The organism is Brevibacterium moorei (genome assembly GCF_024580735.1).
Taxonomy (GTDB): domain Bacteria; phylum Actinomycetota; class Actinomycetes; order Actinomycetales; family Brevibacteriaceae; genus Brevibacterium; species Brevibacterium moorei.
Genome location: NZ_JANIJX010000001.1, coordinates 276225 through 300819, shown reverse-complemented (window position 1 = coordinate 300819; position 24595 = coordinate 276225). Strand labels below are relative to the sequence as shown.

Below are 24595 nucleotides of genomic sequence, written 5' to 3'. Positions count from 1 at the left end.
GGGCACTCAGCGTTCGACCAGTACTCCGTCGGAGTCGGCCCAGACGTGCTTGCCCGGAGTGAACAGCACCCCGTCGATGGTCACGGGCACGTCGACCTCGCCGGCGCCGTCCTTGGCCGACTTGCGGGGATTCGATCCGAGCGCCTTGAGTCCCAAGTCGAGCGCGCCGATCTGGGCGCGGTCGCGGATTGCCCCGTTGACGATCACCCCTGCCCAGCCGTTGGCCGCTGCCGCGGCTGCGATGAGATCGCCGACCAGGGCCGATTCCAATGCGCCGCCGCCGTCGACCACCAGCACGGCGCCATCGCCGGGGGTGTTGAGGACCTGCTTGACCAGCGCGTTGTCACGGTGGCAGCGCACCGTGCGCACCGGACCGTCGAAACTGGAACGTCCTCCGATCGATGCCAGTTGCAGGGACAGGGAATCGAGTTCTTCGCCGCGCAGATCGTATAGGTCGGCAGTCGTCATGCTCATGTGTGACAGGTTACAGGCCCGCCCTGGCACGGTCCGGCCGGCGATAGGATGGTCCGGTGCCATCTCCACGCCTCATTGCCACAGACCTCGACGGAACCCTGCTCGATCCCAGCGGACATGTCAGTCCGCGGACCAGGGCGGCCCTGGACGCCGCACGGGCGGCCGGTGTCCCCGTGGTGCCCGTGACCGCCCGCAACCCCAATGGACTACGGGCGATCGGCGCGGAAACCGGCTTCGATTCCTGGGCCCTGTGCGGCAATGGGGCCTACGGCCTCGACCTGGCCACCGGCCGTGTCCTGTACACGGTCGAGGCCGCCCCCGAAATCCTCACCCCGTTCGCCACCGCCCTGTCCAGCCGGGTCCCCGGCGTGGTCTTCGGCGCGATCAGGGACGCCGGCGAAGGATTCGTAGCCGAGCCCGGTTATGCCGCACTGTCGAGTTTCGACGATCACAAACGCGATCCGCACACGATGCACGGTTCCACCCGGGCCGAGGTGGTGGGTGCCGCCAGCCTCAAACTGGTCTTCCGCCACGCCACGGTCTCCACCGCCGAGCTGTTCGCAGCTGCCAGGGGGCTGGGACTGAGCGGTTTCGAGATGACCCTGTCGGGCGCGCCCTTCGTCGAGCTCATGGCCGCCGGAGTGACCAAGGCCAGCGGCCTCGACCGGCTGTGCGCCCACCTGGGAATCAACCGCAGCGACGTCGTGGCCTTCGGTGACGGTCTCAACGATGTCGACATGCTGGCCTGGGCCGGCACAGGCTACGCGGTCGCCAACGCGGGCGAGGCCGTGCGGGCAGCGGCAGACCTCGTGGCGCCGTCGAACGCCGAGGACGGATTCGCCGCGATCGTGGAGGACCTGCTGGCCTGATCCTGCAGGCTCCCGACTCCGCGTCGTCGCTGCGGAGCCGGGGCTCAGGCCCGGGTGGCGATGAGGAACCCCAGATAGACCGCATAGGCGGCGATGAAGAGGAACCCCTCCGTCCGTGAGATCCGTCGGCCGGTGAGGAAGACCGGAATGCACAGTACGGCGACGGCAACCATGATCGGGATGTCGAGGCTCACCAGAGTGGGGTCGATGTGCACGGTCCCCGGGGTCACGAGCAAAGAGACACCCAGGACCAGGGTCAGGTTGAACGTCGAGGAACCGATCAGGTTGCCGATGGCGATATCGCGCTCGCCGCGGATCGTCGAGAGCAGGGTTGTGGCCAATTCCGGGGCACTGGTGCCGATCGCCACGATCGTCAGGCCGATGAAGGCGTCGGAGACCCCCGCTGCACGTGCCAGTTCCTCTGCTCCACCCACCAGCCAATCGGCGCCCTTGACGATGACGAACAGTCCGATGGCCAGCAACACCAGCTGGCCGGGCAGGTACCAGCGGCCGGCGTTCGTCGTCCGTGTCCGTGCAGCGGTGGGGATAGCCTTGTCGCCCGGTGCCGCCGGGACCAGGGGCACCGGGCCGGTGCGGGCATCGAGGCCGGCGGAGACCTCGGCCTCCGTATGTGCGATTTCGGGCCCTGCGCCGGCGGCCCGCTGCCGGCGGACATAGACGATGAGCAGGGCTGTGTAGGCCAGGGCCGAGGCGAAGAGGACCGCCCCGTCGAACGTGCTCAGGGTGCCGTCGGCGGCCAGTGCCCAGAACAGCAGCGAGGCCACGACGATCGTGGGCAGGTCCAGCCGCAGGGTCTGCCTGTCCAGGGGCAGGGGGAGCAGAGCAGCGGACAGCCCCAGGAGCAGCAGGATGTTGACGACGTTCGTACCAGCGATATTGCCGATCGCCAGGGATCCGGTGCCCGCGTGGATCGCATCGATCCCCACGGCCAGTTCGGGGGCCGACGTGCCGATGGACACGACGGTCAGTCCGATGACGATGGGCGGGATGCCCAGGCGGGATGCGATCTTCGAGCCAGAGCGCACGACGAGTTCGGCACCGCCGATCAGGGCGATGAGGCCGATGAGCAGGCTGAGGATCGGGGCGATCATGGTATCGAGCCTACTGGGGTCCCGGGACGTGGGGAGGAGAGTCCGAAGAACGTTTTCCGGCGTCTTGGGATTCGAGCAGAGTGCGCAGATCCGCGATCTCCGCGCGCAGGGCCTCGACCTGGGCCCCGGTGGCGTGTTCGGCGGCCGTCGTGGCCCGGTTGGTCTCCGCGGACACGCGTTCGACGATCCACGATGACAGGGTCGCCGTCACGGTTCCGATCAGGGCGATGCCCCCGACCATCAGGCCCGCGGCGATGATGCGGCCGGCGGTGGTCACGGGGATGAACTCGCCGTAGCCCACGGTCGTCATGGTCTCGAATGCCCACCACAGGGCCTGGCCGAAGGTGTCGATCGTACCGTGGCCGTTCTCCGCGTCGAGCACTGCGAGCGCGGCGATCAGGATCGTCAGCAGGGAGGCCCCCACGGTGTAGGCGAGGACCCGGCCGCGCAGCATGTTCCCTGCCCCGCGTTGGATTAGGGAGAGCACGGTGAGGAAGCGCATCAGTCGCAGGGGTCGGAACATCGGCAGGGCGACGATGAGCAGGTCGAGCAGGTGCCGGGCGAACCACCGCAGGCGGTGTTCGGCCAGGCACAGGCACACCAGGTAGTCGAGTGCGAACAACAGCCACGTCACTCGGATGGCGAGCTCCGCACCAGCCGTGATCTGCGGATGGGCCTTGTCGATCACCTGCAGGGCATAGGCGATGAGGAAGACGAGGGCCGCCGCCATCAGGGGCCATTCGGTGAAGCGCTGCCAGCGGGCCAGGCGGGATCCGTACATGCGTCCATCGTATGGCCGGTGTCCGGTCGGGTTCTGAAGGGTGTGGCGAGTGGCGCCTCGCAGTGCGATGGATAGTTTGTTGAGGCTATCCGGTGAATATGAATGACGTTCCAGCTGCGGCTTTGACGGATCCGGAACCCGATGCGGGGCAGGTCGCCCTGCAGGATGAACTATCGGACTATCTGAGTGGGCACACCACCGTCGGAGCACCCGCCGGGTACTACATCCACGGCCCTGCGGGGCGGGGCAAGACCTGGCTGGCGGGGCGGGCGTTCGCTGCCGCACCGGTGCCCGATGATGCCAAGGTGCGCATCCACTTCCATTCCTTCTTCGAGCGGATGCAGCGTGGACTGGCCGGGCGGGGCAGCAGCCGCAGTGCCATCGAACAGACGGTGGACGCGCTGCTCGACGGCATCCGGTTGTGTTTCTTCGACGAGCTGCACATCCACGATCCGGGTGGGGCGTCGTTGCTCAATCACCTCTTGGCGGAATTGGTGGACCGCTCGGTTCCGACGCTCATCACCTCCAACTACGAACCGGAGGGACTCCTGCCGCACCGGCTCTACCACCATGTGGCAGTGCCGGGCATCCGGACGATCAGGGGGAACTTCGAGGTCCGTCTGCTCGACGGGGGAGTGGACTATCGGCGTCCCGGCTCAGGCTCCGAGCGCTTCGCCCGCGGATCCTGGATCGTTGCGCCCGCTGGGCACGGCGGCGTCGCAGAGCTGGCCGCCGCCGGTCTGCGCGCCCCGACCGGGGAGGAGGCGACATCCGTGCTCAAGGCGCACCACGCTTTGCGCGCCAGGGCCGTGCGCGGACGGGAGGTCTGGTTCGACTTCGCGGATCTGCTGGAGGTCGGCAGTGTCAGTGGGGACTATCTCGAGTTGGCCCGACGGTTCGACGCCTGGGTCGTCACCGGGGTGCCGGCGGTCTCCGGAATGAGCAGAAATGCGCGCAAGCGCCTGGTGGATCTGCTCGATGTGCTCGTCGATGCTGATCGGATGCTGACGGTGGTGGCCAGTGTGCCGCGGACTGAGTTCGTCGACATGGAGCGGGCGCTGCCGGCAGATATGTTCCGGGCTCAGAGCCGGCTCGCCATGCTGCGCGAACAGCCCGCGGAGGGCATGCGCGCGGCGGCGGTGGAGGGTCGACTCCGGCCCGGAAAACGTGGAGCCGGGCGGCTCAGCTGAAGGAGGGCTGCCCGGTCCATGAGGTCAGGCCGCCGTCCACCGGCAGAGTCACCCCGGTGATGAAGGAGGCGTCGGGAGAGGCGAGGAAGGCCGCTGCCGCTGCGATCTCGCTGGGCTGGGCCACCCGGCCCAGGGGGATCGAGGTGGCATAGGCCTCGCGGACCTCGGGCTTGGAGTCGAGTACCGGCTGCAGGGCGGGGGTGGCCACCGGCCCAGGGGCGACGGCGTTGACGCGGACTCCGGAGTGGCCGTAGTCGACGGCCATCGAGCGGGTCAGATTGATGACCGCGCCCTTGGCGGCGTTATAGGCGGCCATCGCAGGATCCCCACCCATCCCGGAGATCGAGGCGGTGGAGACGATCGAACCGTGGGAGGCGATGAGGTGGGGCAGCGCCGCGCGGGCGGTGTGGAAGACGCCGCCCAGGTCGATCGACATGATGCGGTTCCAACCCGCATCGTCGGTTTCCGTCACACTGCCGAACAGGCCGATGCCGGCATTGGCGACGAGTACGTCGAGGCGCCCGTGCTCCTGGGCGATTCCGTCGATTGCCGCTGTCACGGCTGCGGGGTCGGAGACATCGAGGATGATCGTGTGGAAGCGTCCGGCCAGTTCCGCATCCAGCCCGCCGGTGAAGCCGTCGATATTGGCCTGTGAGACATCGGCGGCGACGACGGTGGCACCTTCGGCCAGGAAGCGGCTGGATTCCGCGGCTCCGATTCCGGAGACGCCCCCGGTGATGAAGACGACCTTGTCCTGGAAGCGAGGCGTATGTGTCATGGTTTCCCCTGTTCTCCGTAAATGCTGCGTACGCAGCTGTTAACCACGGGGCGGATGAGGAAATTCCTGGATCAGAGGGCACAAAAAACCCGACATCGGAAACCGATGTCGGGTGATTTTGTCGGGTTGACAGGATTTGAACCTGCGACCCCCTGACCCCCAGTCAGGTGCGCTACCAAGCTGCGCCACAACCCGTTGCATGCCGTTTCTCATTGGCTGAGCAACGTTGATAACTCTATACCGACTCTGCGGCCGAATGCAAAACGGAATCGGTCGTAGGGGGATTTTGTGGCACATCCCACTCATCCCACACAAGGTGGTAGGTTTGTGGCAGTCGGACGGGCGGGCGTGGGACACGCAGACGACCATCGCGGGTTCCGACGTGGAGTCCGCGGTGCCGTTATGCTTGTGTTATCAACCCGTTCACGGGCTGCACGTACTACTTATGTCAGGAGACACAATGGCCACCTTGGAGTATCCGGCCGCACTCCGGTATTCGCGCGATCACGAATGGGCCGCGGGGACCGATGGTGACGGAGCCGTGCGCGTGGGGATCACCGCGTTCGCACAGGATTCCCTCGGTGACGTGGTCTTCGTCGAGGCCCCCGCTGTGGGTGATTCCGTCACGGCCGGTGAACAGTGCGGTGAGGTCGAAAGCACCAAGAGCGTCTCGGATCTGATCTCGCCGGTCACCGGGACCGTCGTCGAGGTCAACGAATCCCTAGGCGACAGTCCGGAAGTCATCAACTCCGACCCGTATGGTGAGGGATGGATCTTCACCGTCTCGCTCGAAGGAGACGGGGCCTTGGGCGATCTACTCGACTCCGCGGCGTATGCGGATTTCGTTGCGAATGAGGTGGCATGATGTCGCAGAACACTCCCGATGGTCGGCCCAACCCGGCGCCGGCGACTTCGGCTCAGCAGGTCCAGGCGACTGGCGCACAGGGACAGACGGTACCCGGTGTGGTGAACCCGCAGACGGGTGAGATCCATCCCGTGTCGAACCTGGAGCACATTGAGGACTCAGACGCCCTTTTGGTCGTGGTCTCCGGCCCCGACGCCGGCGCCCAGATCCTATTGGACACGGATACCATCACGGTGGGTCGCAGCCCCAACGCCGACATCTTCCTCGACGATGTGACGGTCTCGCGTAACCATGCGGAATTCGTTCGCACCCCCTCCGGGTTCATCCTGCGCGATGTCGGCTCGCTCAACGGCACCTATGTGGGTCGGCAGTTGATCGATTCGATCGAACTGCAGAACGGCGCGGACGTGCAGATCGGCAAGTTCCGGATGGTCTTCCAGCAGCGACCGCGCCAGAACTGACCAGCGGGCGTCCCCGGGGCGTCCGGCACCAAGGTTTCGCAGAACAGGGGATCATGTCCGATATCCAGCTCGAAGTAGTGGGTGTGCGGGTGGAGATGCCGGCCAATCAGCCGATCCTCCTCCTCAAGGCGGCCCATGCCCCGCGCTTCCTGCCGATTTGGATCGGCACGGCGGAGGCCCAGGCCGTCAGCATCGTGCTGCGCGGGCTCGAACCGCCCCGGCCGTTGAGCCACAATCTCATGCTCGAGATCTTCCGGGCCTACGACGATGCACCCGAGCGAGTGGTGATCACGGCTCAGGAACAGCACGTGTTCCACGCCGCCATCCACACCAGTATGGGCAAGGTCCTCGACGCGCGGCCCTCGGACGCCGTTCCCCTGGCCCTCCTGGCCCAGTGTCCTGTCTATACCACGGGCGACCTCCTGGACTCCGCCGGCATCGACGCCCCGCAGCCGGATGAGGAGGAAGTCGCCCAGTTCAGGGACTTCCTCGACCACGTGTCTCCGGAGGATTTCGAGAATGGAGACGGCTGAGGCCGTCCGCACCGGGCACCCGGTGCCACACCCAGGGGCGGGGGCGGGTTCGCATTGTGAACCGCCCCCGCCCCTCGTCATGCAGACCGCTACATTGAATGGCGGTACACCAACCCGGTCGACGGAGATCCGCCGGCCGCATCTACAGAGGAGCACGCGCGTGAACCTGGATTCGCGGCAATACACGCAAGTGGACGGCGATGCGACCGCCACAGAAGAGACCATCGCAGGGCTCGACGCCTGGCGCGCGATGAATCCCCTGCAGCAGCCCACCTATCTCGACGAAGAGGAACTCGCCGGAGTCCGCACGCAGTTGAGCGCCCTGCCCCCGCTGATCTTCGCGGGCGAGGCCGACCGCCTCAAGGCGCAAATCGGCCAGGCGGCCGCCGGCAACGCCTTCCTGCTGGCCGGCGGGGACTGCGCGGAGGCCTTCGAAGACGCGACCGCCGACAAGATCCGCCGTCGCGTCCAGACGGTCCTGCAGATGGCAGCGGTGCTGACCTACGGTGGTTCGATGCCCGTGGTCAAGATGGGCCGGATGGCCGGCCAGTTCGCCAAGCCCCGCTCGGCCGACACCGAGACCCGCGACGGTGTGACCCTGCCCAGCTACCGCGGCGATATCGTCAACAACCACGCGTTCACCGCCGAAGCCAGGCGGCACGATCCGCACCGGCTGCTGCGCGCCTACCAGACCTCGGCGGCCACGCTCAATCTCATCCGGGCCTTCACCACTGGCGGTTTCGCCGATCTGCGCAGGGTCCACTCCTGGAACAGGGGCTTCCTGGCCTCGAACACCAACTACCAGCGCTATGAGGCGATCGCCGGCGAGATCGACGGTGCGCTGAAGTTCATGGAGGCCTGCGGGGCGGACTTCTCCACCCTGGCCACCACCGAGTTCTTCGCCTCCCATGAGGCCCTGTTGCTGGAGTACGAACGGGCACTGACCCGGATCGACTCGCGCACGGGGGAACCCTACGATGTGTCGGGACATTTCCTGTGGATCGGCGAGCGGACCCGGCAGCCGGATTCGGCGCACGTGGACTTCCTGTCCCGAGTGAAGAACCCGATCGGGGTGAAACTGGGTCCCACCGCAACCGCCGACGAGGTCCGGTTCCTGGCCGACAAGCTCGATCCCGAACACGAACCGGGCCGCCTGACCTTCATCACCCGAATGGGTGCCGGTGCCATCAGGGAGCGCCTGCCGAAGCTGTTGATGCAGGTCGCAGGTGACCTGCCGCAGGTCGCCTGGGTCTCCGATCCGATGCACGGGAACACGATCACCTCGAACACGGGCTACAAGACCCGCCGATTCGAGGACGTGATGGACGAGGTCGCCGGATTCTTCGATTCGCACCGCGAGGCCGGCACCGTCCCGGCGGGTCTGCACATCGAGCTGACCGGTGACGATGTCACCGAGGTGCTCGGCGGCGGGGCACAGATCGACGAAGAGGGCCTGCGCCGCAGGTACGAGACCCTGGTCGATCCGCGGTTGAACCACGATCAGTCCTTGGAGATGGCCTTCCAGGTCGCCGAGAGCCTGCGCGCCCACCGCCAGGGATGAGCCCGGCCCCGGGCGAGGATTCCGGGCGGCGGGAGTCGTCGCAGAACAGGCAGGGGGTATGAGCGGAGGCAATCCGCCCATACCCCCTGCCCGTTACTTTTCGTCCTTCTTCCCGGACTTCGCGTCCGGCTTCTTCTTCTCGGGCTTCTTGTCCGTGGCGGAATCCTTGGACTTCTCCGCCTTCTTGCCCTTGGACACCCGGAGCAGGATCAGATCGTCCTTGTCCTTGCGGCTGCCCGGCCTGGGGTAGGAATTGACCACATCGCCCTTTTTCACGGTATCGCTGTAGACATCGTCGCGCCCCACTCGGAAGCCCAGCCGTGTCAGCTTGCCCATTGCGGCCTTGAAGGACATCCCGGCCACCTCGGGCACTGCGACGGGCTCCTCGCCCTTGGACACCGTCACACTGATCTTGGTCCCCGGTTTGAGCGTGGTCCCGGCTTCGGTGCGCTGTGAGATCACCGTGTCCTTGTCCACGGAGGAGGAGTACGTACGCGAGACCTTCCCCAGTGCCAGTCCGGCCTTCTTCAGTTTCTTCTGTGCGGCCGACTGTCCCAGTCCGGTGACGTCGGGGACCTTGACGGGTTTGGGACCATCGGAGACGACCAGGAGCACAGCGGACCCCGGCGCCACGGACTTACCCCCGCCGGGCTCGCTGTCGACCACCCTGCCCTTGGCGACCTTGGCGTTATAGCGCTTCTGCGTGCTGGTGCGCAGTCCCACCTGCCGCAACGACTGCTGGGCGACCGTCAGTTCGGCGCCGGCGGCGATGTGCGGCACGGTTGTCATGGGTGGGGTGGTGGTGGCCTCTGCAGTGGGCGCCTGCTCGTCGCCGCGACCGTGTGCCACACTGGCGATCGCGCCCCAGGTTCCGAGCACCAGGACCAGTGCGGCGGCCACCAGGGCCACCAGGCCCTTACGTCGCCTCCGGTAGATCGGACCGCTGGGCACCGCACCGGTGCCTGACTGTTCGGCGGCCGCAGCCGGTTCTGACCGCGCGGTGGGGGTCCCGGCTGCTGCAGCACCGACTTCGGCTTCGCCGACCGGCGCACTCGGGGCGCGCTGTGCCCGCTCGGTCGGTGCGGGCGACTCCGTTCGCACCGGCGCCGGTGGCACGGGTGTCGGCTGTGCGGCGGTGCCGGGCGCTGACGTCTCCACCACCTCGCGGGCGGGATGAGCGCCGGCGGCCGGTGCGCTGGTGCGCGGTTGGCTGCCCTGGACCTGCCCGCCGGGGGCGATCCGCCTGGCGGCTGCACTGGTCTGGGGACCCGTGGAACGCGAGGTGCGCTGCGCCGCGGCACGGGCGCGCTCCGCGGCCACGGATCGGGTGGAGGGCCCCGTCGCATGGGTTCGGCCGTGAACGGAACCGGATGCTTCGGCTGCGGGTCCTGCGCCCAGGTCCAGCTGCCTGTCGGTCAGTCGGGCGCGCAGCTCTCCCAGGGCCGCCCGGACCGTCGTGGCGGAGTCCGGGCGGTCGGCCCTGTCCGGCGCGGTCAGCCAGAGGACGATCTCGTCGAGGCCGGAGTGCAGACCTGGGACCAGCACGCTGGGTGCCGGCACCCGGTCGTGGACGTGCCGATAGGCGACCTGGATCGGTACCTCGTCGGTATACGGCTGGGTGCCCGTGAGCATCTCGTAGAGCATGATGCCGACGGTGTAGAGATCGGTGCGCTCATCGGCCCCGGTGCGGGTGACGAGCTCCGGGGCCACATAGCCGACGGTCCCGATCAGCGTCTTGGTCGTCGTCTCGGTCGTCACCGCACGGGCCAGGCCGAAGTCCGTGAGCTTGATCTGCCCGTCGGTGCCCAGGAGCACATTGTCCGGCTTGAGGTCACGGTGGATCATCCCGGCGCCGTGCACGGCTTCGAGTGCGGCGAGGATGGAGTCGGTCACGACGATCGCCTGACGTGGGGTCAGGGTCCCCGTGCGTTTGAGCTCTTGGCGTAGGGTGACCGACTCCAAGTACTCCATCACGAGGTAGACGACGGCGCCATCGCGGCCCTGGTCGGTGACGCGGATCAGATTCGGGCTGTGCAGGCGCGAGGCGTTGGCGGCCTCCCGCTCGAAGCGCTCGACGAAGCTCTGATCGGCTGCCAGATGCGCGTGCATGACCTTGACGCCCACAGTCGAACCCGTGCGTAGATCGGTGCCACGGTAGACCATGGCCATTCCGCCGCGGGCCACCGCCGCATCGATTCGGTAGCGGTCGTTGAGGATATCGCCGAGCAGCTGATCGCGCAGTTGCTTCACAGACTCTCACCGTCCGCGGGCGTGCTCAGAATGGGCGCGGTCATCACGGGCCCGGACGGAACCGCGTGCAGCCAGGTGTTCTGCCGCTTCAGCCGGTCCCTGGCGATCTGCACACCGCGGACAAAGGCGCGGGTGTCATCGGCCATCCCGTGTTCGGCCACACTGGCCGCGCCCTGATAGTAGGCGGCCAGTGCGAGCTTCTCATCGGGCGCACCCGCCAGCACGTGGTGCAGGATCGCCAGACCCGCGGTGATGTTGTCGAGGGGGTCGAGGATGTTCAGCTGCCGCCCGCACAGACTGCCGGCCCAATCCCCGGCGGCCGGGGTGACCTGCATGATGCCAAGCGCGTTGACCGGCGCCACGGTGTGGTGGCGCAGCCCCGATTCCTGAGAGGCCACCGCAATCGCCAGATCCGCGGGGACTTCGAAATCGGGTGCAAGGCGGGCGATAGTCTCCCTGACCCACTGTTTGTCCGGCTGGGGTTCGGCCAGCAGCAGGGACTTGTTGATCCGGGCCGCGCGGAGCACCCTGGCCGGATAGGGCCGTCCGCCGACGCTCTCGGGAACGCTGGGCAAGTGCTCTGGCACCCGTGGGGCGATTCGCGATGAGCTGGCGCCGGTGCCCGTGAGGCTGAGCACCTCCCCGGTGACCAGGAGGTCTGCCTCGCCCAGCGCATTGGCCCGCCGCAGCACCTCCCGGCTGATCCGATGGGCAGCTGCGATCGAGGCCAGGGTATCGCCCGGCCGGACCCGGTAACCCGCGGGGTCGGCAGGGGCGTCGTTCTTCTCCGGCAGTGACAGGATCTGTCCCGGCCGCACATAGACCGGCCCGTGCAGGTCGTTGAGTTCGATCAGCGCCGGGGCGGAAACGCCGTGTCGTGCGGCGATGCTCAGGACATCGTCGTCGGTGCGCACCCGATAGGTCCGGCCACCGTGGCTGACCGGCACGGCGGCAGTGGTAGTGCCGCGCGTGAAACCGGGGCAATCGTCGGGCTGCTGGGGAATATCGATCTCCGGTACCGCAGTCGAGGCGGCCGGCTCGTCGGTCGGGCCCCCGTCCGGCTGCCCGTGGGCCGTGGCCGACTGCGCGGTGGGGACCTCCCCGGTCGTCTGGACATGGGCCATCATGAGCGGCGCGTGCGCATCGGTGCCACCACCGGGGCGGCTGGATCCGGCCGTCCTGGTCGGCCTACGGCGAATGAAGCTCATGTGACCTGCAGTTCTAAGGGGAAGTGACGCCTTTAGCCCCTTCAGACTACTGCCTGAGCCCACAGCCCACGGAGCGGGCCCACCGGTTCGGCGTGTCGCAATGCGGCTCCGCCGAGTACCCTTAAGGGGTGAGTAGTGCAGAGGAAAAAGTAGACGGATGGCTGACATACTCCCAGGTGGGCGAACTCATGGGGGAATCCGTGAATCGTGTGCGCCGGCTGGTGGAGGACAGGACGCTGGTCGCGCTCAAGCGCGGTAAGCCCAAGGAGTACTACGTGCCGGAGCTGTTCATGGACGGCTCGGCGCCGTTGGGCTCGTTGCGGGGAACGCTCATCACCCTGGGTGATTCGGGCTTCAGCGACGAGGAGGCGGTCGTGTGGTTGTTCACCGATGATCCGTCCCTGCCCGGGCGACCGATCGATGCGCTGCGCGCCGGCCGAAAGACCGAGGTCCGCCGCAGGGCCCAGGCGCTGGCCTTCTAACCGGACCGACCCACAGGGCACGGGAGGGGCTCAGACCTCGCGGCGGACCAGTTGCCGTGCGTATGTGCGCAGCAGCCGGTCGTCCGCGGGGTCGAGTCCCAGTAGGTCGAGTGCGGCCATCGCGGAATCGTATTCCGCATCGATCCGAGCCTCGAGCGCCCCCAGCGCACCGGAGTCCCGCAACAGCGCGGTCATCCGGGACAGCTCCTGCGGTGTGAGATCCGATCCGCCCAGCCGTGCGAGGAACCAGTCGGACTCCTGCCGGTCCAGGGCCTCGAGTGCCAGGCCCACCAAGACGGTCTTCTTACCCTCCACCAGGTCATCGCCGGCGGGCTTGCCCGTCACGGCAGGGTCTCCGAAGATGCCCAGCACGTCGTCGCGCATCTGGAACGCCCGGCCCAGCGGAAGACCGAAGCCGCTGAGCCCCTCGAGCAGTTCCGCCGGGGCGCCCGCCAGCGCCGCGCCGAGGACGAAGGGCTGTTCGACCGAGTACTTGGCGGACTTGAGCGTGAGCACCTCCAGTGCGGCGGCCTCGATATCGGCAGCGGCCACCGGCGTGGCCTCCAGGCGTAGGTCAAGGTACTGCCCCAGCATGACCTCCTGGCGGAACTCATCGTGAGCGGCCAGGACCCTCGCATCGCCCAGGGTGGGCAGTCCGGATGCCGCATAGAGCTGTTCGCTCAGGCTCAGGCACAGATCCCCGGCGATCACGGCGGCGGATACCCCGTAGCGTTCGGAGGAGCCGCCGGCCCCGGCCGCACGGTGTTCGGAGCGGAACTCCGCGTGCACGGCGGGCATGCCCCTGCGGGTCTCCGAACCGTCGATGATGTCGTCGTGGATGAGCGCGGCGGCATGGAAGAGCTCCACGGAAGCCGCGATTCGCTCGATGCCGGGCGTCGTGGCGCTCGACCCCTGCCCGATTTCGAAACCCCACCAGGTGGCCAGGGCCCGCGTCCGTTTTCCCCCGGCAGTCATCCGCACGATCGGCTCCATCAACCGGGGTGCATGCGAGGACAGGGCCCGCAGCGCATTCGCACGCTCCTCCATCACCTGGTCAATGGCCGCGTTGACGGCGGAGACGATCTTCACGGCCGGACTCAGCATGCGGTATTCAGCTCCTTGGCGGGTGTATCGGGTGGTGTGCGGGGTGCGCACCGATTCCCCAGCCTACCGGTTTAGGTTGGTGGCATGAGCAGGAAGCAGTTGGCGCGCAGCGGCGGGGACCTGCGTGCCCTGGGAACGGACGACACCGGATGTGTGATCCTGCATTTGGACATGGATTCCTTCTTCGTCTCCGTCGAATTGCTGGCCCGTCCGGAACTGGTCGGCCTGCCCGTCATCGTGGGCGGCCGGTCCGGCCGCGGGGTGGTGACCTCGGCCAGTTACGAGGCGCGTGAGTACGGTGTGCACGCGGCGATGCCGATGGCCAGGGCGATCCGCCTGTGTCCCATGGCCCACGTCATAGAGCCATCCCATGGGAAGTACCGGGAGTACTCCAGGGCTGTGTTCGACGTCGTGTCCGAAGTCACTCCGGATGTCGCCCAGGTCAGCGTGGACGAGGCCTATATCGACGTGTCAGGGGCAATCCGCCGGCTGGGGTCGCCTGCGCGCATCGCCTGGGAACTGCGCCGCAGGATCAGAGCTGTGACCGGGCTCAATGCATCGGTGGGCATCGCCACGACCATGGTCGTGGCGAAGATGGCATCGGCCCGCGCGAAGCCCAATGGCCAATTGGTCGTGCCACTCGACCAGGTCTCCGCGTTCACCGCACCCATGCCGGTCGAAGCACTGCCTGGGGTGGGCGGGCGGACCCAGCAGATACTGGCCGGCTACGGTATCACGACGATCGGCCGCCTGGCCGAATGCGATCCCGGATGGGCCCAGCGCGTGCTGGGCTCGGCGGGTCGGACCCTGGTCGGATACGCCCGGGGGCACGATGAGCGCACCGTGCACATGCGGGCGAAGGACCATTCGATCAGCGCGGAGCACACCTTCGAGCAGGACGTCTACGATCCCACGGTGCTGGTGCGCGAACTGCTGCGGCTGGCCGATACGGTGGCCTCGCGTCTGCGGGCCGAGGGCAAGGTCGCATCGGGGGTCGGCCTGAAGTACCGCACGGGCGAGTTCAAAACCTCCAGTCGCCAGGTCACCCTGCCCGCGCCCAGCGATGTGGCCGCGGAACTGCACCGGGCTCTGCTGCCGAGCCTGCGGGCCCTGCACACGGCGAACCGGGACGGGGTGCGCCTGCTGGGGTTACGGGCCGGAGGCCTGCTCGACGCGCAGATCGCAGGGCGCCAGGAGACGCTGTTCGACCCCGAGGCGGAACCGGCGTCCGGGCAGGCGGCGTCCATGCGTCCGGGCCGGGCGGCGCCCGGGGCCAACAGGCAGGCCGAGGTGGCGGCGGATCTGGTGCGCAAGCGTTTCGGCAGGGCGGCGATCGCCCCGGCTTCCTTACTGGGGCGGGACCCGGAGATGTCCGAGAGCACCGGGGAATCCCGGAGCGGGGAGGGGAGCGAATGAGGGAATTTGCACAGAGGAGGATCGCAATATCCTGCGAATGTTGGGTGACTGCGTTAGAAAGGTCACCCCGGCTAGTCGCCGGGTGCGACAACGACTAGAATGACAGGAGTTTTCAAACAGGCCTGTAGGGGGTTCGGGATGCCACTTTCTGATCACGAGCAAGAACTGCTCGACGAACTGGAGAAGCAGCTGTACCGCGAGGACCCTCGGTTCGTCCAGCACATCTCCGCAGCGCCGAAGGAGGCGGGCGGTTCGCTGAGTGCGAAGCACTTCGTCGCCGGTGTGCTCGTCCTGGTCGCCGGGGTCGCCATCGCGGTCGGTTCGTTGTTCTCCTTGCCGGCGCCGTGGAACGTCGTCGTCGGCGTGCTGGGCTTCGCGATCATGGTGTTCGGGGGTTATTGGGCGGTGACCGGAACGAAACGGGGCCCGGCACAGACCACCGGTTCCGGTGCCTCCAAGCCGGCCAAGCCGGCCGGCAGCGCCGGGGGCTTCATGAAGAACATGGAGGACCGCTGGGACAAGCGCCAGGAACGCTGACCACGGGATTCGTCCGGTTCTGGGGCCCTACCCGCTGAAACCGGGCGAAGGCCGGGGCTTCATTCCAAGCGCGGACCGCCGCAACACCAGAAAGGTGTTGCGGCGGTCCGCGCTTTTCCGCCGTTTCCCACGCCCCCGTCTGCGGCCCGTCACAGCCGCAGCCATTCCGCCCGGAAGCGGGTGGGCCAACCGGCGGCACTGCGCAGGCCAGCCCTGACTCCTGCCACCGCAACACGAGCAGTCGAGCGGTCCATGACCTTCTCAGCGCTGTCCCTGCCATAGCGGGAGACCTCCACCGCGGCACCGATCCGTTCGACCGCGCGGGTTGCAGCTTGGTCGCTCCCGGTCAGGTCGCACAGGATACCTGTGGCACCGGCTACCGTACCCGCAGGGTCCGCCGGCCGGCCATAATCGGCGAGGAGGGCCATCAACTCGCTCCACACGGCCTCCGGGTCGACGGGATCGCGCAGGCGGCGCGCCCGCCGGATACTGCGGATGGTCCGCGGTGCCAGCACCAGGACCAACAGCACCAGCACCGCGGCCAGGCAGGGGAGCAGCCACGCTGGGAGCCCGGCAGAAGTGTCCGGTTCGGCCGCCTCGGCGGGTCCGGTGGAGTCGGCGGGTCCGGCCTCCTCGGTCACTGCGGGGGCGGACTCATCCCCACCGGCGGACTCGCTGGCCTGCGCGGTGGGTGTTGGGGTGGCTTCGTCCCGTTGCCCCGTGTCCCCGGGTTGGGCCCCGGTCCACGGTGGGGGAGTCTCCCCGGTGCCCGGAGTCGGTTCGAACCGGACCCAGCCGGAACCGGGGAAGTACAGTTCCGGCCAGGCGTGGGCGTTGCGGTCGGTGATGGTGTAGGAACCGTCGTCGTCGGGCTGCCCGGGCGTGTAACCCACGGCGATCCTGGCCGGAATGCCCTCGACCCGCGCCAACACGGCCATCGTCGCGGAGAACTGCACACAGTAGCCACGCTTATCGCGCAGGAAGTCCGCAATGGCCGAATCGCTGGCCTGGGCCGGAGCATCGAGGGAATAGGTGAAGTCGTCCGAGCGCAGGTACGCCTGGATTCGGGCGGCCTTCTCCCAGGCGGAGTCCGCGCCCTTGGTCACTCGCGTGGCCGTTCTGGTGACGGATTCCGGCAGTGAATCGGGCAGGGACAGTTCACTGGCGAACCGGGTGCGGTCCGCGGTGCCCGCGGCGGCCAGCTCCTGCGGCTCGGGGGTGGCGGTCCGGGAGTCCACCGTATAGGTCTGATCGGCGCGCAGCCCGGTGTGTCCCACGATGGCAAGGGTCTTCGGATCGTAGATCCAGTCCTCCCCTGCGCCCTCCACGGCCACGGGGGAGTAGACGGTCGGCAGGTAGTTTCCGGTCAGGGCCCGTACTGTGAACGTCGTGCGGGATGCCGTGGTTTGCCCGGCCGGTGTCGATTCCGGTTCGGGCAGCCCCGCTGTCACCGCATTGTCGTTGCGCAGGGTGAAGTCCTCGGGCGACCAGGTGCGCCCGTCGAAGTCGGCCACAGCGGTCATCCGCACGGGCTCGGGGGTCTTGGCGTCGGTCGTATAGTTCAGCAGCGGGGTGTCGTCCTGTCGTGCCAGATCCTTGCGCAGGTCGAGGAAGGGGTTGGCGACCTTGAGATCGCCGGTGCCCAGCCTGTTGCGGTGGGTATCGGGGACATCGGGCAGTAGAATCGGCAGGCCCACGCCCAGCAGCAGAGCCAGGGCTCCGGCTCCCAGCGCTGTCAGCGGCACGCGGATGCGCCCCACATATCCGGTCAACAGCACGAGGACGAAGGCGACGCCCGCGCCGACGAAGTGCCAGGTTGAGACCAGCCCGCCCGCGAGGAAGACCGGGACCAGCCATGCCAGGAGGACGATGAAGGCGGCGGGTTTCGGGACGCGCAGGTCGGTGGCACACCAGTCGAGCACGATGACGAGGACTGCGAAGCCCAGCACGACCATGGTCGTGAACCCCGCAGTCGTGGCGGTCGGCGCAACGGTGTGGAAGACCTGTTCGCGGCCCTCGGAGATCTGGTCGACAACGGCCCCGTAGGCGGCGGGCCCCGGCAGGATCCCGCCGGCCAGTAGATGGGGCGTGCACAGATAGGGCAGGGCCACAAGCGCCACCACGAGCTGCACGAGAGGGGCCAGCCGCAGTCGGGCCACAGCGGGTATGAGACGGACGAGGCCACCACTGACGACGATGAGCCCCACCATGATCAGTGCGGGGGAGCGCCAGCCGGGATCGGAGAAGATCGCGCCGGTGGGCAGGACCGCAAGGCCTGCGGCACAGAGGACGAGCAGGCAGCGCAGCAGCGTTTCGACGGCACGGTTCACCGGCCCCACCTCCGATCCAGATGCCACGGCAGGACCGGAGCATCGACCTCGCCCAGCCGGGTGGCGTCGATGTGTCCGGTGAGGTCGGCCGTGGACCACACCTGACAGGAGGTCTGTCTGGGCAACCACTGCGCGAAGTGATCGTGCGCGGTGGGGGAGTCAGAGAGGACGAGGATGCGTTCGGGTGCCGGGCGGCCTGCACCCCCGCACAGTTCCGCCGGCCAGTCCTCGAGCCCGCGCGGCTCCCACAGGGCCAGGAACCGGTCGAACGCTGCCTCTTCGCCGGGGGCGAATTCGTGGATGGGGCCGTCGGAGTCCGTGGCGACGGCGGTCACGGCCACCCCCGTGTTCAGCAGCGTTCTGCCGAGTGCGGCGAATTGGGCGAGCACCGCCTCGGTGGCCGGGTCGGCATGGGACAGGTCGAAAGCGGCGGTCAGCAGGGGGTCCTCCTCCCTGGCCTCGACCCGCACCATGAGCTCGCCGGTCCGGGCGCTCGAGGTCCAGTGGACATGGCGCAGATCATCGCCGGGCACGTATTCGCGGGTATGGAAGTCGCGGCCTCCTGTGCCGCGGGTCAACCGGGCGCCGTGGGATACCGCGGGGTCACCACCGAAGGTGGCGGGGGCGTGGACGGCGAGGTCTGCGGGTGCGACTGCCACCTCGAAGGGGCCCGCGAGGCGTGCCGATCGTGTGACCAGGCCGAAGGCGCCGGAGAACACCGTGGAGATCCTGCGCAATCCCGAGGCTCCACGGTGCAGGGGATGGAACTCGGCGTCGACGGCCGCCCACCCCCGTCCGGCCAGACCCGGGACACCCGCGCTTAGCTGCGCGCCGAAGCCCTTGACCGGCTCGAGGGCGAGGACGAAGGCGGGCGCGGGCAGTGGCAGGGGGTTGTGCACATGGACGCGGATGTGGGCGGTCGAGCCCGCGCGCACGACCGGAGGGGAGGACGCCGACCCGACGAGTTCGGCTTCGGCGGTCACGCGTCCGGCCAACAGCCAGACGCCGAGTCCAGAGCAGACGACGAGTCCCAGCAGCAGGATGCCCAGGGGCAACAGGCCCGGTAGACCGAATCGATAGGCTGCGATGATGCAGGCGATACCCAGCGCGGTGAAGACGATTCCGGATGTGCTCAGGCGCATCGTAGCCTCAGCCCTCGACGGGAACGGTCGCGACCAGGTGCGAGACGAATTCCGAGGCGGCCCTGGCGTCTCGACTGCGCATCACCAGGCGGTGCGCCAACACCGGCTCGGCCAGGGACTGTACATCGTCGGGGGTGACGAAGTCGCGGCCGGCCAACACCGCATGGGCCTGGGCCGCATGGAGGAGCTGTTGGCCGGCCCGCGGTGATGCGCCCAGCAGGACGTCCCCGCCGCGCCGAGTGGCCGCCAGCAGGGAAACGACGTAGCCGCGCAGTGCCGGGGAGGTGTGGAGCAGACGCACCGCCTCACGGGCGGCGACCAGGTCGTCGAGCGCTGCCACTGGAGCCAGTGAGTCGAGCGCGCGGTGGGCGCTGCCCCCGCCCAACATCTCGACTTCCTCCTGGGCATCCGGATATCCCATCGAGGTGCGGATCATGAAACGGTCGCGCTGTGCCTCCGGCAGGGCGTAGGTGCCCTCCATATCGATCGGATTCTGGGTGGCGACGACCATGAAGGGGTCGGGCATCAGGTAGGTCGTGCCGTCGATCGAGGCCTGGCCCTCCGCCATGCACTCGAGCATTGCGGACTGCGTCTTGGGCGAGGCCCGGTTGATCTCGTCGGCGATGACGATATTGGAGAACACCGCTCCTGGTCGGAACTCGAAGTGCCGGGTCTCCTGATTGAAAAGATTGACGCCCAGGACGTCCGAGGGCAGCAGGTCGGGGGTGAACTGGATCCGCCTGACGGTTCCACCGACCGATCGGCCCAGGGCCTTGGCGACCAGGGTCTTGCCCACGCCGGGCACATCCTCCAGGAGCAGGTGTCCTCCCGCGAACAGGGCGATGACGCTCAGTGTCACCGCCCTGTCCTTGCCGGTGACGACTTGGGCCATTCTGGTCCGGATACCGCGGGCCAGGTCTGTCAGCCCCGCGGTATCGACGGTGGTGTTGGGATCAGCGCTCATGGGCCCGATCCTCCCATATCGGCCTGGGGAAGTGCCTGGACGCTGCCGGAGGCCCGATCCCACGGCCCTCCTCCACTTTCCACCAAAGTGGTGCCCCACCGGCTCGGCCCTGCCGCGCAAGAGGGCCGGAAGAGCCCTGAGAATACACGATCTGCGGTGCGCGGCGCGCGGGCGGTCCACCGGCCACCACCTCGTCTGACCTGGGGAGATGATGCATAACACGCCCGCCTGAGGGTGAATCGGGGGGATCGTGGTGGGAAGTGGAGTAGAGTGGAGCCAATCGGAGCGACAGGGAGTTCCGAGAGGGGTGAGACGGCATGTTCTTGGGTACGCATATGCAGCGGCTCGACGACAAGGGCCGGCTCATTCTGCCCGCCAAGTTCCGCAGGGAGCTGGCGGACGGGCTGGTCATCACCCGTGGGCAGGAACGCTGTCTCACACTGTTCTCCGCGGGGGAGTTCGAGTCCGTCCACCAGAGAATGCGGCAGGCTCCGATGACCAGTAAGGAGGCACGTGATTACCTGCGTGTGTTTCTATCCGGTGCAGCGGCAGAACAGCTGGACAAGCAGGGCCGGTTCACGGTTCCGCAGATCCTGCGCAGGTATGCGTCGCTCGGCCGCGATATCGCGGTGATCGGGGTGGGCGATCACGCCGAGATCTGGGATGCGCCCACCTGGGAGGCCTACCTGGCCTCTTCGGAGGACGGCTTCGCGGACAGAACAGACGAGGTGATACCCGGCGTCTTCTGAGGTTGCTGGATCCAGATCCTTGCCCGCCCGCAGGGTTTTGGGGTACTTCCCCGGTCCCAAAGCCCACGGTGGTCCTGACTCACTTCCCCGGTGGCAGGCCCGACCGAACGGGCGGTCAAGGTTCTGGACGCAGCAGCACCGGTGTACGCCGGTTGGAAGACGATACGAGGTTATGGAAGGGAACGGAATGACCGATGACGCCGCCTACCCGCATGTCCCCGTCCTCCTGGACCGCTGTGTGGAGCTTCTCACGGTGGGCATCGATGCGGTCCGCGCGACCGGCTCGGTGCCCTGCGTGCTCGACCTGACCCTGGGCATGGGGGGACACAGCGAGGGAATCCTCGCCTCAGCCCCGGACGTCCGGGTCATCGGCATCGACCGTGACGAACATGCGATCGCCATCGCGTCCCGCCGCCTGGCCGGGTTCGAAGACCGCTTCACGGCCGTCCACGCCGATGACGATGAACTGCCCGCGGTCCTGGAATCCCTGGGGGTCGGCGCCCTGGCCGGCGCCCTGTTCGATCTGGGTGTGTCCTCTCTGCAGCTCGACGACGACGAACGCGGGTTCTCCTATGCCCGCGATACCGCACTGGACATGCGAATGGACAGGACCAACCCGCTGACCGCGGCGGAGGTCCTCAATACCTACCCCGAGGCCGAGCTGCGGCGGATCCTGCGCGAATACGGCGAGGAGCGCCAGGCGGCGCGCATCGCGCGGGTGGTCGTCGCGGACCGGGTCCAGCGGCCCTGGACGTCGACTGCGCAACTGGCGGAGATGCTCACCCGGGTCATCCCCGAACCGGCTGGCAAGCGCAAGCGCTCTCATCCCGCGAAGCGGACCTTCCAGGCCCTGCGCATCGAGGTCAACGATGAGCTGGGCATCCTCGAGCGCGCTCTGCCCGCGGCCCTCGATGCGTTGGCGATCGGCGGAGTCGCGGTGGTGGAGTCCTATCAGTCACTCGAGGACACGATCGTCAAACGGGTCTTCCGCGCCGGGACCACGACACAGGCGCCTCCGGACCTGCCGGTCGTCCCGGAATCGATGAAACCGTGGCTTGAGGAGATCGTGCGCGGTGCGCAGAAGGCCGATACCGCCGAAATCGAAGCCAATCCTCGAGCAGCGAGCGTGCGGCTGCGCGCAGTGGCCAAGACCGCGGAGCGTCGTTCATGAGCCAGGCGACGCAGACCCGGAGACGAACCGAGGGACCCCATGCGCCACGGCTGCGGCTGATAGTCCCGCAGATCGCCCGGCGCCGGGTGCCCACCCCATTCATCGTGGTGGCGATTCTGCTGCTGGGCCTGTTCGGCTCCCTTGTGGCCAATATCTACATCGCCCATACGAGTTTCAAGGCCGAGGAACTGCAGAAGACGAACACCCGGCTGGTGGAAGACCGCAACCGGCTCTCGGAGGACATCTCGTATCGGTCGAGCCCGCAGAACATCGAACGCGCGGCCAAAGCACAGGGCCTGGTCCGCGATGTCAATCCACGCTATCTGTACCTGTCCACCGGTGAAGTCGAACAGAACCCGGTCGTCCCGCCGGTGGCGGACAGGACCACCAAAGTCCCGGGTCCCAGAGCTGACACCCGCGAGGACGTCAGACCCAATCTGCGATCGAATGACCGGCTTCCCGCGGTCGGCACAGACGATTCGGATCTGCCGGCTCCGGCGATCCGGAATCCACGATGAACGACGACGGTAACGAGGGGGACCCAAGGGATGGCTCCACAGTCCCGGAACCCGGGCAACCGGTCCGATAGGTCGCGCGGTGGGCGCGCGGGCGCTCAGCGGCCAAAGGCCGGATCCGATCGACAGCGGACCGGCCAGGCCGGTGATGCACGGAGTGCTCGGCAGACGTCGACCGGCGCCGCGGGCACACCATCGCGTGCGACTTCCCGCGGCCGGGGTGCACCATCCAAACAGCGGTCCTCGGGTTCGAAGGCCGCCGGACGCAAAGCACCGGCGCAGCAGGCCCCCAAACGTCCTGCGGGCCCGCGGCGTCCCGCCCCGGTACGCGCGCCCGCGGATCCGCGGCGCCGTGTGCTGTGGATCCTGATCGCGGTGCTGTGCATTCTGGCGCTGCTGACGTGGAAGCTCTTCACCATCCAGGGGATGGATACGGCCGCCCTGGCACAGAAGGCGCTGGCCAGCCGGCTGTCCGTCAAACCCATCCCGGCCCATCGCGGCGTGATTCTGGGATCCGACGGGCGGGTGCTGGCCGACAACGCCGACCGGTACCGGCTGGTGGCCGACCAGGTCAACGTCAAGGGGTACGAGAAGAAGAACCGCGATGCCAAGGGCAAGGTCGTCTCGACCGAGCCCCTGGGCGCCTGGGGTGCTGCCAAGGCGTTGGCGGGCCCCCTCCAGACCGATGCCGGCATTCTGTACAAGCGGCTCGACGGTGACAGGCGCTGGTCGCCTATCGCCGACGGGCTGACCTCCGAGGTGTGGAACAGGATCGACGCGCTGCACATCCCCGGGTTGACGGTCGAACAGTACTCGGTGCGGACCTATCCCGATGGCGCTCTGGCGGGCAACATCGTGGGATTCGTCGGCTCCGATGGCGCGCCCCTGGCCGGGCTGGAGCTGCAGTACCGCGATATGCTCGCCGGCGTGGACGGCGAGCAGCGCTATGAGCGCGGCCGCTCCGGCGACGAGATCCCACTGGGGGAGAACCAGAACGTCCCGGCCGTCGACGGCACCGGGGTGCGGACCACCCTCAACCTGCCCATCCAGTACTACGCGCAGAAGGCGATCGCCCAGGCGGTCAAGGAACGCCAGGCCGAATGGGGCACCGTGACGATGTTCGAGGCGAAGACGGGCCGGATCATAGCCGCGGCGGAGGCGCCGAGCGTAGATCCGAACAATCCGGGCAGGGTAGGGTCCGACGATCGTGGCTCGCGGATCTTCAACGCCTCGTTCGAACCGGGTTCCACCGCCAAGATGGTTACCGCGGCGGCTCTGCTCGAAGAGGGCAAGGTCACTCCGGAGACCCGGTTCACCGTGCCGTACAAGTGGAAGGCCCCCAACGACGAGGAGTTCAAGGATTCGCATGAGCACAAGACCGAGAAACTGACGTTCGCGGGCATCATGATGGACTCTTCGAACACCGGAACCGTGATGGCCGGTCAGCAGCTGAGCGAGCAGCAGCGCTACGACTATCTACACCGCTTCGGGTTCGGGACGAAGAGCGCGCTGGCCTTCCCGGGTCAGGCCTCGGGCATTCTGCGCAAGCCGTCCGCCTGGGACGGCCGTACCAAGTACACTGTGCTGTTCGGCCAGGGCGTGGCGAGTACCTCGCTGCAGAACGCCGAGGTGATCGCGACGATCGCCAATGGGGGCAAGAAAATGGTTCCGCAGCTGGTCAGCGGCACGGTCGACGACGACGGAAAGGTCACCGAGATCGCACCGAAGGTGGAATCCCAGGTGATCAGCGAGAAGTCCGCCGACTCGCTCATGCGGATCCTCGAGTCGGTGGTTGCCGACGGCACCGGCGAGGCCGGCAAGATTCCGGGCTACCGGGTGGCCGGGAAGACGGGTACGGCCCAGGCGCCGACCGAGGACGGTTCCGGCTACAAGGGCTATACGGCCAGCTTCGCCGGAGCCGTGCCGGCGGAGGACCCGCAACTGGCGGTATCGGTGACACTGCAGCGGCCCAAGAAGGGCTACTACGGCGGAACCGCCGCCGCTCCGGTATTCTCGGACGTCGCGGGCTATGCCCTGCGTCAGCTGGGGGTACCCCCGTCGACGAGCAAACCCGAACTGCCCAAGAGGAAGTGGAAATAGCAC

At 67.7% G+C, this 24595-nt stretch carries 23 protein-coding genes and 1 tRNA gene; 13 read left to right on the top strand and 11 right to left on the bottom strand.

What is annotated here, in order from left to right:
• Positions 1-6: 6 nt before the first annotated feature.
• Entirely contained in the window at positions 7-474 is a 468-nt protein-coding gene (gene rraA / locus NQ034_RS01380) for a ribonuclease E activity regulator RraA (RefSeq protein WP_257046591.1), read from the bottom strand.
• Between the two features lie 56 nt (positions 475-530).
• On the opposite strand from rraA, the gene NQ034_RS01375 reads away from it, so the two are divergent.
• Positions 531-1343: an HAD family hydrolase gene (locus NQ034_RS01375; RefSeq protein ID WP_257046590.1), complete on the top strand. Its 813-nt coding sequence runs from the start codon at positions 531-533 to the stop codon at positions 1341-1343.
• A 44-nt stretch (positions 1344-1387) separates the two neighbouring features.
• On the opposite strand, the gene NQ034_RS01370 is transcribed toward NQ034_RS01375, so the two are convergent.
• Positions 1388-2455: a calcium/sodium antiporter gene (locus NQ034_RS01370; protein WP_257046589.1), complete on the bottom strand. Its 1068-nt coding sequence runs from the start codon at positions 2453-2455 to the stop codon at positions 1388-1390.
• A gap of 10 nt (positions 2456-2465) precedes the next feature.
• Positions 2466-3236, bottom strand: coding sequence for a potassium channel family protein (locus NQ034_RS01365; protein WP_257046588.1), 771 nt, complete (start codon positions 3234-3236; stop codon positions 2466-2468).
• 98 nt (positions 3237-3334) lie between these two features.
• Here NQ034_RS01365 and zapE point away from each other — a divergent pair, with 98 nt between their 5' ends.
• Positions 3335-4426: a cell division protein ZapE gene (gene zapE, locus NQ034_RS01360; protein WP_257046587.1), complete on the top strand. Its 1092-nt coding sequence runs from the start codon at positions 3335-3337 to the stop codon at positions 4424-4426.
• On the opposite strand, the gene budC is transcribed toward zapE, so the two are convergent.
• Positions 4419-5204, bottom strand: a complete 786-nt coding sequence (gene budC / locus NQ034_RS01355; protein WP_257046586.1) for a meso-2,3-butanediol dehydrogenase — start codon at positions 5202-5204, stop codon at positions 4419-4421. The two genes, zapE and budC, sit on opposite strands and share 8 nt — an antisense overlap.
• A gap of 121 nt (positions 5205-5325) precedes the next feature.
• A tRNA-Pro gene (locus tag NQ034_RS01350) sits at positions 5326-5399 on the bottom strand.
• A gap of 265 nt (positions 5400-5664) precedes the next feature.
• Here NQ034_RS01350 and gcvH point away from each other — a divergent pair.
• The 4 genes from gcvH (at position 5665) to NQ034_RS01330 (ending at position 8624) form a co-directional block, all read left to right on the top strand.
• The gene (gene gcvH / locus NQ034_RS01345; RefSeq protein WP_257046585.1) at positions 5665-6069 is read left to right on the top strand and encodes a glycine cleavage system protein GcvH; all 405 of its coding nucleotides are present in this window, start codon (positions 5665-5667) and stop codon (positions 6067-6069) included.
• Positions 6066-6530, top strand: coding sequence for an FHA domain-containing protein (locus NQ034_RS01340; protein WP_257046584.1), 465 nt, complete (start codon positions 6066-6068; stop codon positions 6528-6530). Before gcvH ends, NQ034_RS01340 begins: the two co-directional genes overlap by 4 nt.
• 53 nt (positions 6531-6583) lie before the next feature.
• On the top strand, positions 6584-7063 hold the full coding sequence (locus tag NQ034_RS01335; protein WP_257046583.1) for a bifunctional nuclease family protein: 480 nt from the start codon (positions 6584-6586) through the stop codon (positions 7061-7063).
• A gap of 166 nt (positions 7064-7229) precedes the next feature.
• Positions 7230-8624, top strand: coding sequence for a class II 3-deoxy-7-phosphoheptulonate synthase (locus NQ034_RS01330; protein ID WP_257046655.1), 1395 nt, complete (start codon positions 7230-7232; stop codon positions 8622-8624).
• Positions 8625-8717: 93 nt separating this feature from the next.
• Here NQ034_RS01330 and NQ034_RS01325 read toward each other — a convergent pair whose 3' ends face one another.
• Positions 8718-10874 (bottom strand): protein kinase domain-containing protein, encoded by a 2157-nt coding sequence (locus NQ034_RS01325; protein ID WP_257046582.1) that lies wholly within the window; start codon positions 10872-10874, stop codon positions 8718-8720.
• Positions 10871-12082 (bottom strand): lytic transglycosylase, encoded by a 1212-nt coding sequence (locus NQ034_RS01320; RefSeq protein ID WP_257046581.1) that lies wholly within the window; start codon positions 12080-12082, stop codon positions 10871-10873. The genes NQ034_RS01325 and NQ034_RS01320 overlap by 4 nt, the downstream gene beginning before the upstream one ends.
• 128 nt (positions 12083-12210) lie before the next feature.
• Here NQ034_RS01320 and NQ034_RS01315 point away from each other — a divergent pair, with 128 nt between their 5' ends.
• On the top strand, positions 12211-12564 hold the full coding sequence (locus tag NQ034_RS01315) for an Rv2175c family DNA-binding protein (protein WP_373566574.1): 354 nt from the start codon (positions 12211-12213) through the stop codon (positions 12562-12564).
• A gap of 30 nt (positions 12565-12594) precedes the next feature.
• On the opposite strand, the gene NQ034_RS01310 is transcribed toward NQ034_RS01315, so the two are convergent.
• Positions 12595-13668, bottom strand: coding sequence for a polyprenyl synthetase family protein (locus NQ034_RS01310; protein WP_257046580.1), 1074 nt, complete (start codon positions 13666-13668; stop codon positions 12595-12597).
• 84 nt (positions 13669-13752) lie between these two features.
• On the opposite strand from NQ034_RS01310, the gene dinB reads away from it, so the two are divergent.
• Complete coding sequence (dinB, locus tag NQ034_RS01305) at positions 13753-15084, top strand: DNA polymerase IV (RefSeq protein WP_257046579.1); 1332 nt, start codon at positions 13753-13755, stop codon at positions 15082-15084.
• 138 nt (positions 15085-15222) lie between these two features.
• Complete coding sequence (locus NQ034_RS01300) at positions 15223-15621, top strand: DUF3040 domain-containing protein (RefSeq protein WP_257046578.1); 399 nt, start codon at positions 15223-15225, stop codon at positions 15619-15621.
• A 149-nt stretch (positions 15622-15770) separates the two neighbouring features.
• Here the strand turns inward: NQ034_RS01300 and NQ034_RS01295 are convergent, their stop codons facing one another.
• From NQ034_RS01295 to NQ034_RS01285, 3 genes are read right to left on the bottom strand one after another with little or no spacing between them, the layout of a single operon-like run.
• Positions 15771-17951 carry a transglutaminase TgpA family protein gene (locus tag NQ034_RS01295; RefSeq protein WP_257046577.1) on the bottom strand — a complete coding sequence of 727 codons (2181 nt, stop codon included), beginning with the start codon at positions 17949-17951 and terminating at the stop codon, positions 15771-15773.
• Positions 17948-19093, bottom strand: a complete 1146-nt coding sequence (locus tag NQ034_RS01290) for a DUF58 domain-containing protein (protein ID WP_257046576.1) — start codon at positions 19091-19093, stop codon at positions 17948-17950. Before NQ034_RS01290 ends, NQ034_RS01295 begins: the two co-directional genes overlap by 4 nt.
• Before the next feature lie 7 nt (positions 19094-19100).
• Positions 19101-20057, bottom strand: a complete 957-nt coding sequence (locus NQ034_RS01285; protein WP_257046575.1) for an AAA family ATPase — start codon at positions 20055-20057, stop codon at positions 19101-19103.
• 317 nt (positions 20058-20374) lie between these two features.
• Between NQ034_RS01285 and mraZ the strand changes: the two genes are divergently transcribed.
• From mraZ to NQ034_RS01265, 4 genes are all read left to right on the top strand, one after another.
• On the top strand, positions 20375-20806 hold the full coding sequence (gene mraZ / locus NQ034_RS01280) for a division/cell wall cluster transcriptional repressor MraZ (protein ID WP_257046574.1): 432 nt from the start codon (positions 20375-20377) through the stop codon (positions 20804-20806).
• A 187-nt stretch (positions 20807-20993) separates the two neighbouring features.
• Positions 20994-21977, top strand: a complete 984-nt coding sequence (gene rsmH, locus NQ034_RS01275; RefSeq protein WP_257046573.1) for a 16S rRNA (cytosine(1402)-N(4))-methyltransferase RsmH — start codon at positions 20994-20996, stop codon at positions 21975-21977.
• Entirely contained in the window at positions 21974-22495 is a 522-nt protein-coding gene (gene ftsL, locus NQ034_RS01270) for a cell division protein FtsL (protein ID WP_257046572.1), read from the top strand. The genes rsmH and ftsL overlap by 4 nt, the downstream gene beginning before the upstream one ends.
• A 351-nt stretch (positions 22496-22846) precedes the next feature.
• Complete coding sequence (locus NQ034_RS01265) at positions 22847-24592, top strand: peptidoglycan D,D-transpeptidase FtsI family protein (protein WP_257046571.1); 1746 nt, start codon at positions 22847-22849, stop codon at positions 24590-24592.
• Positions 24593-24595 lie beyond the last annotated feature (3 nt).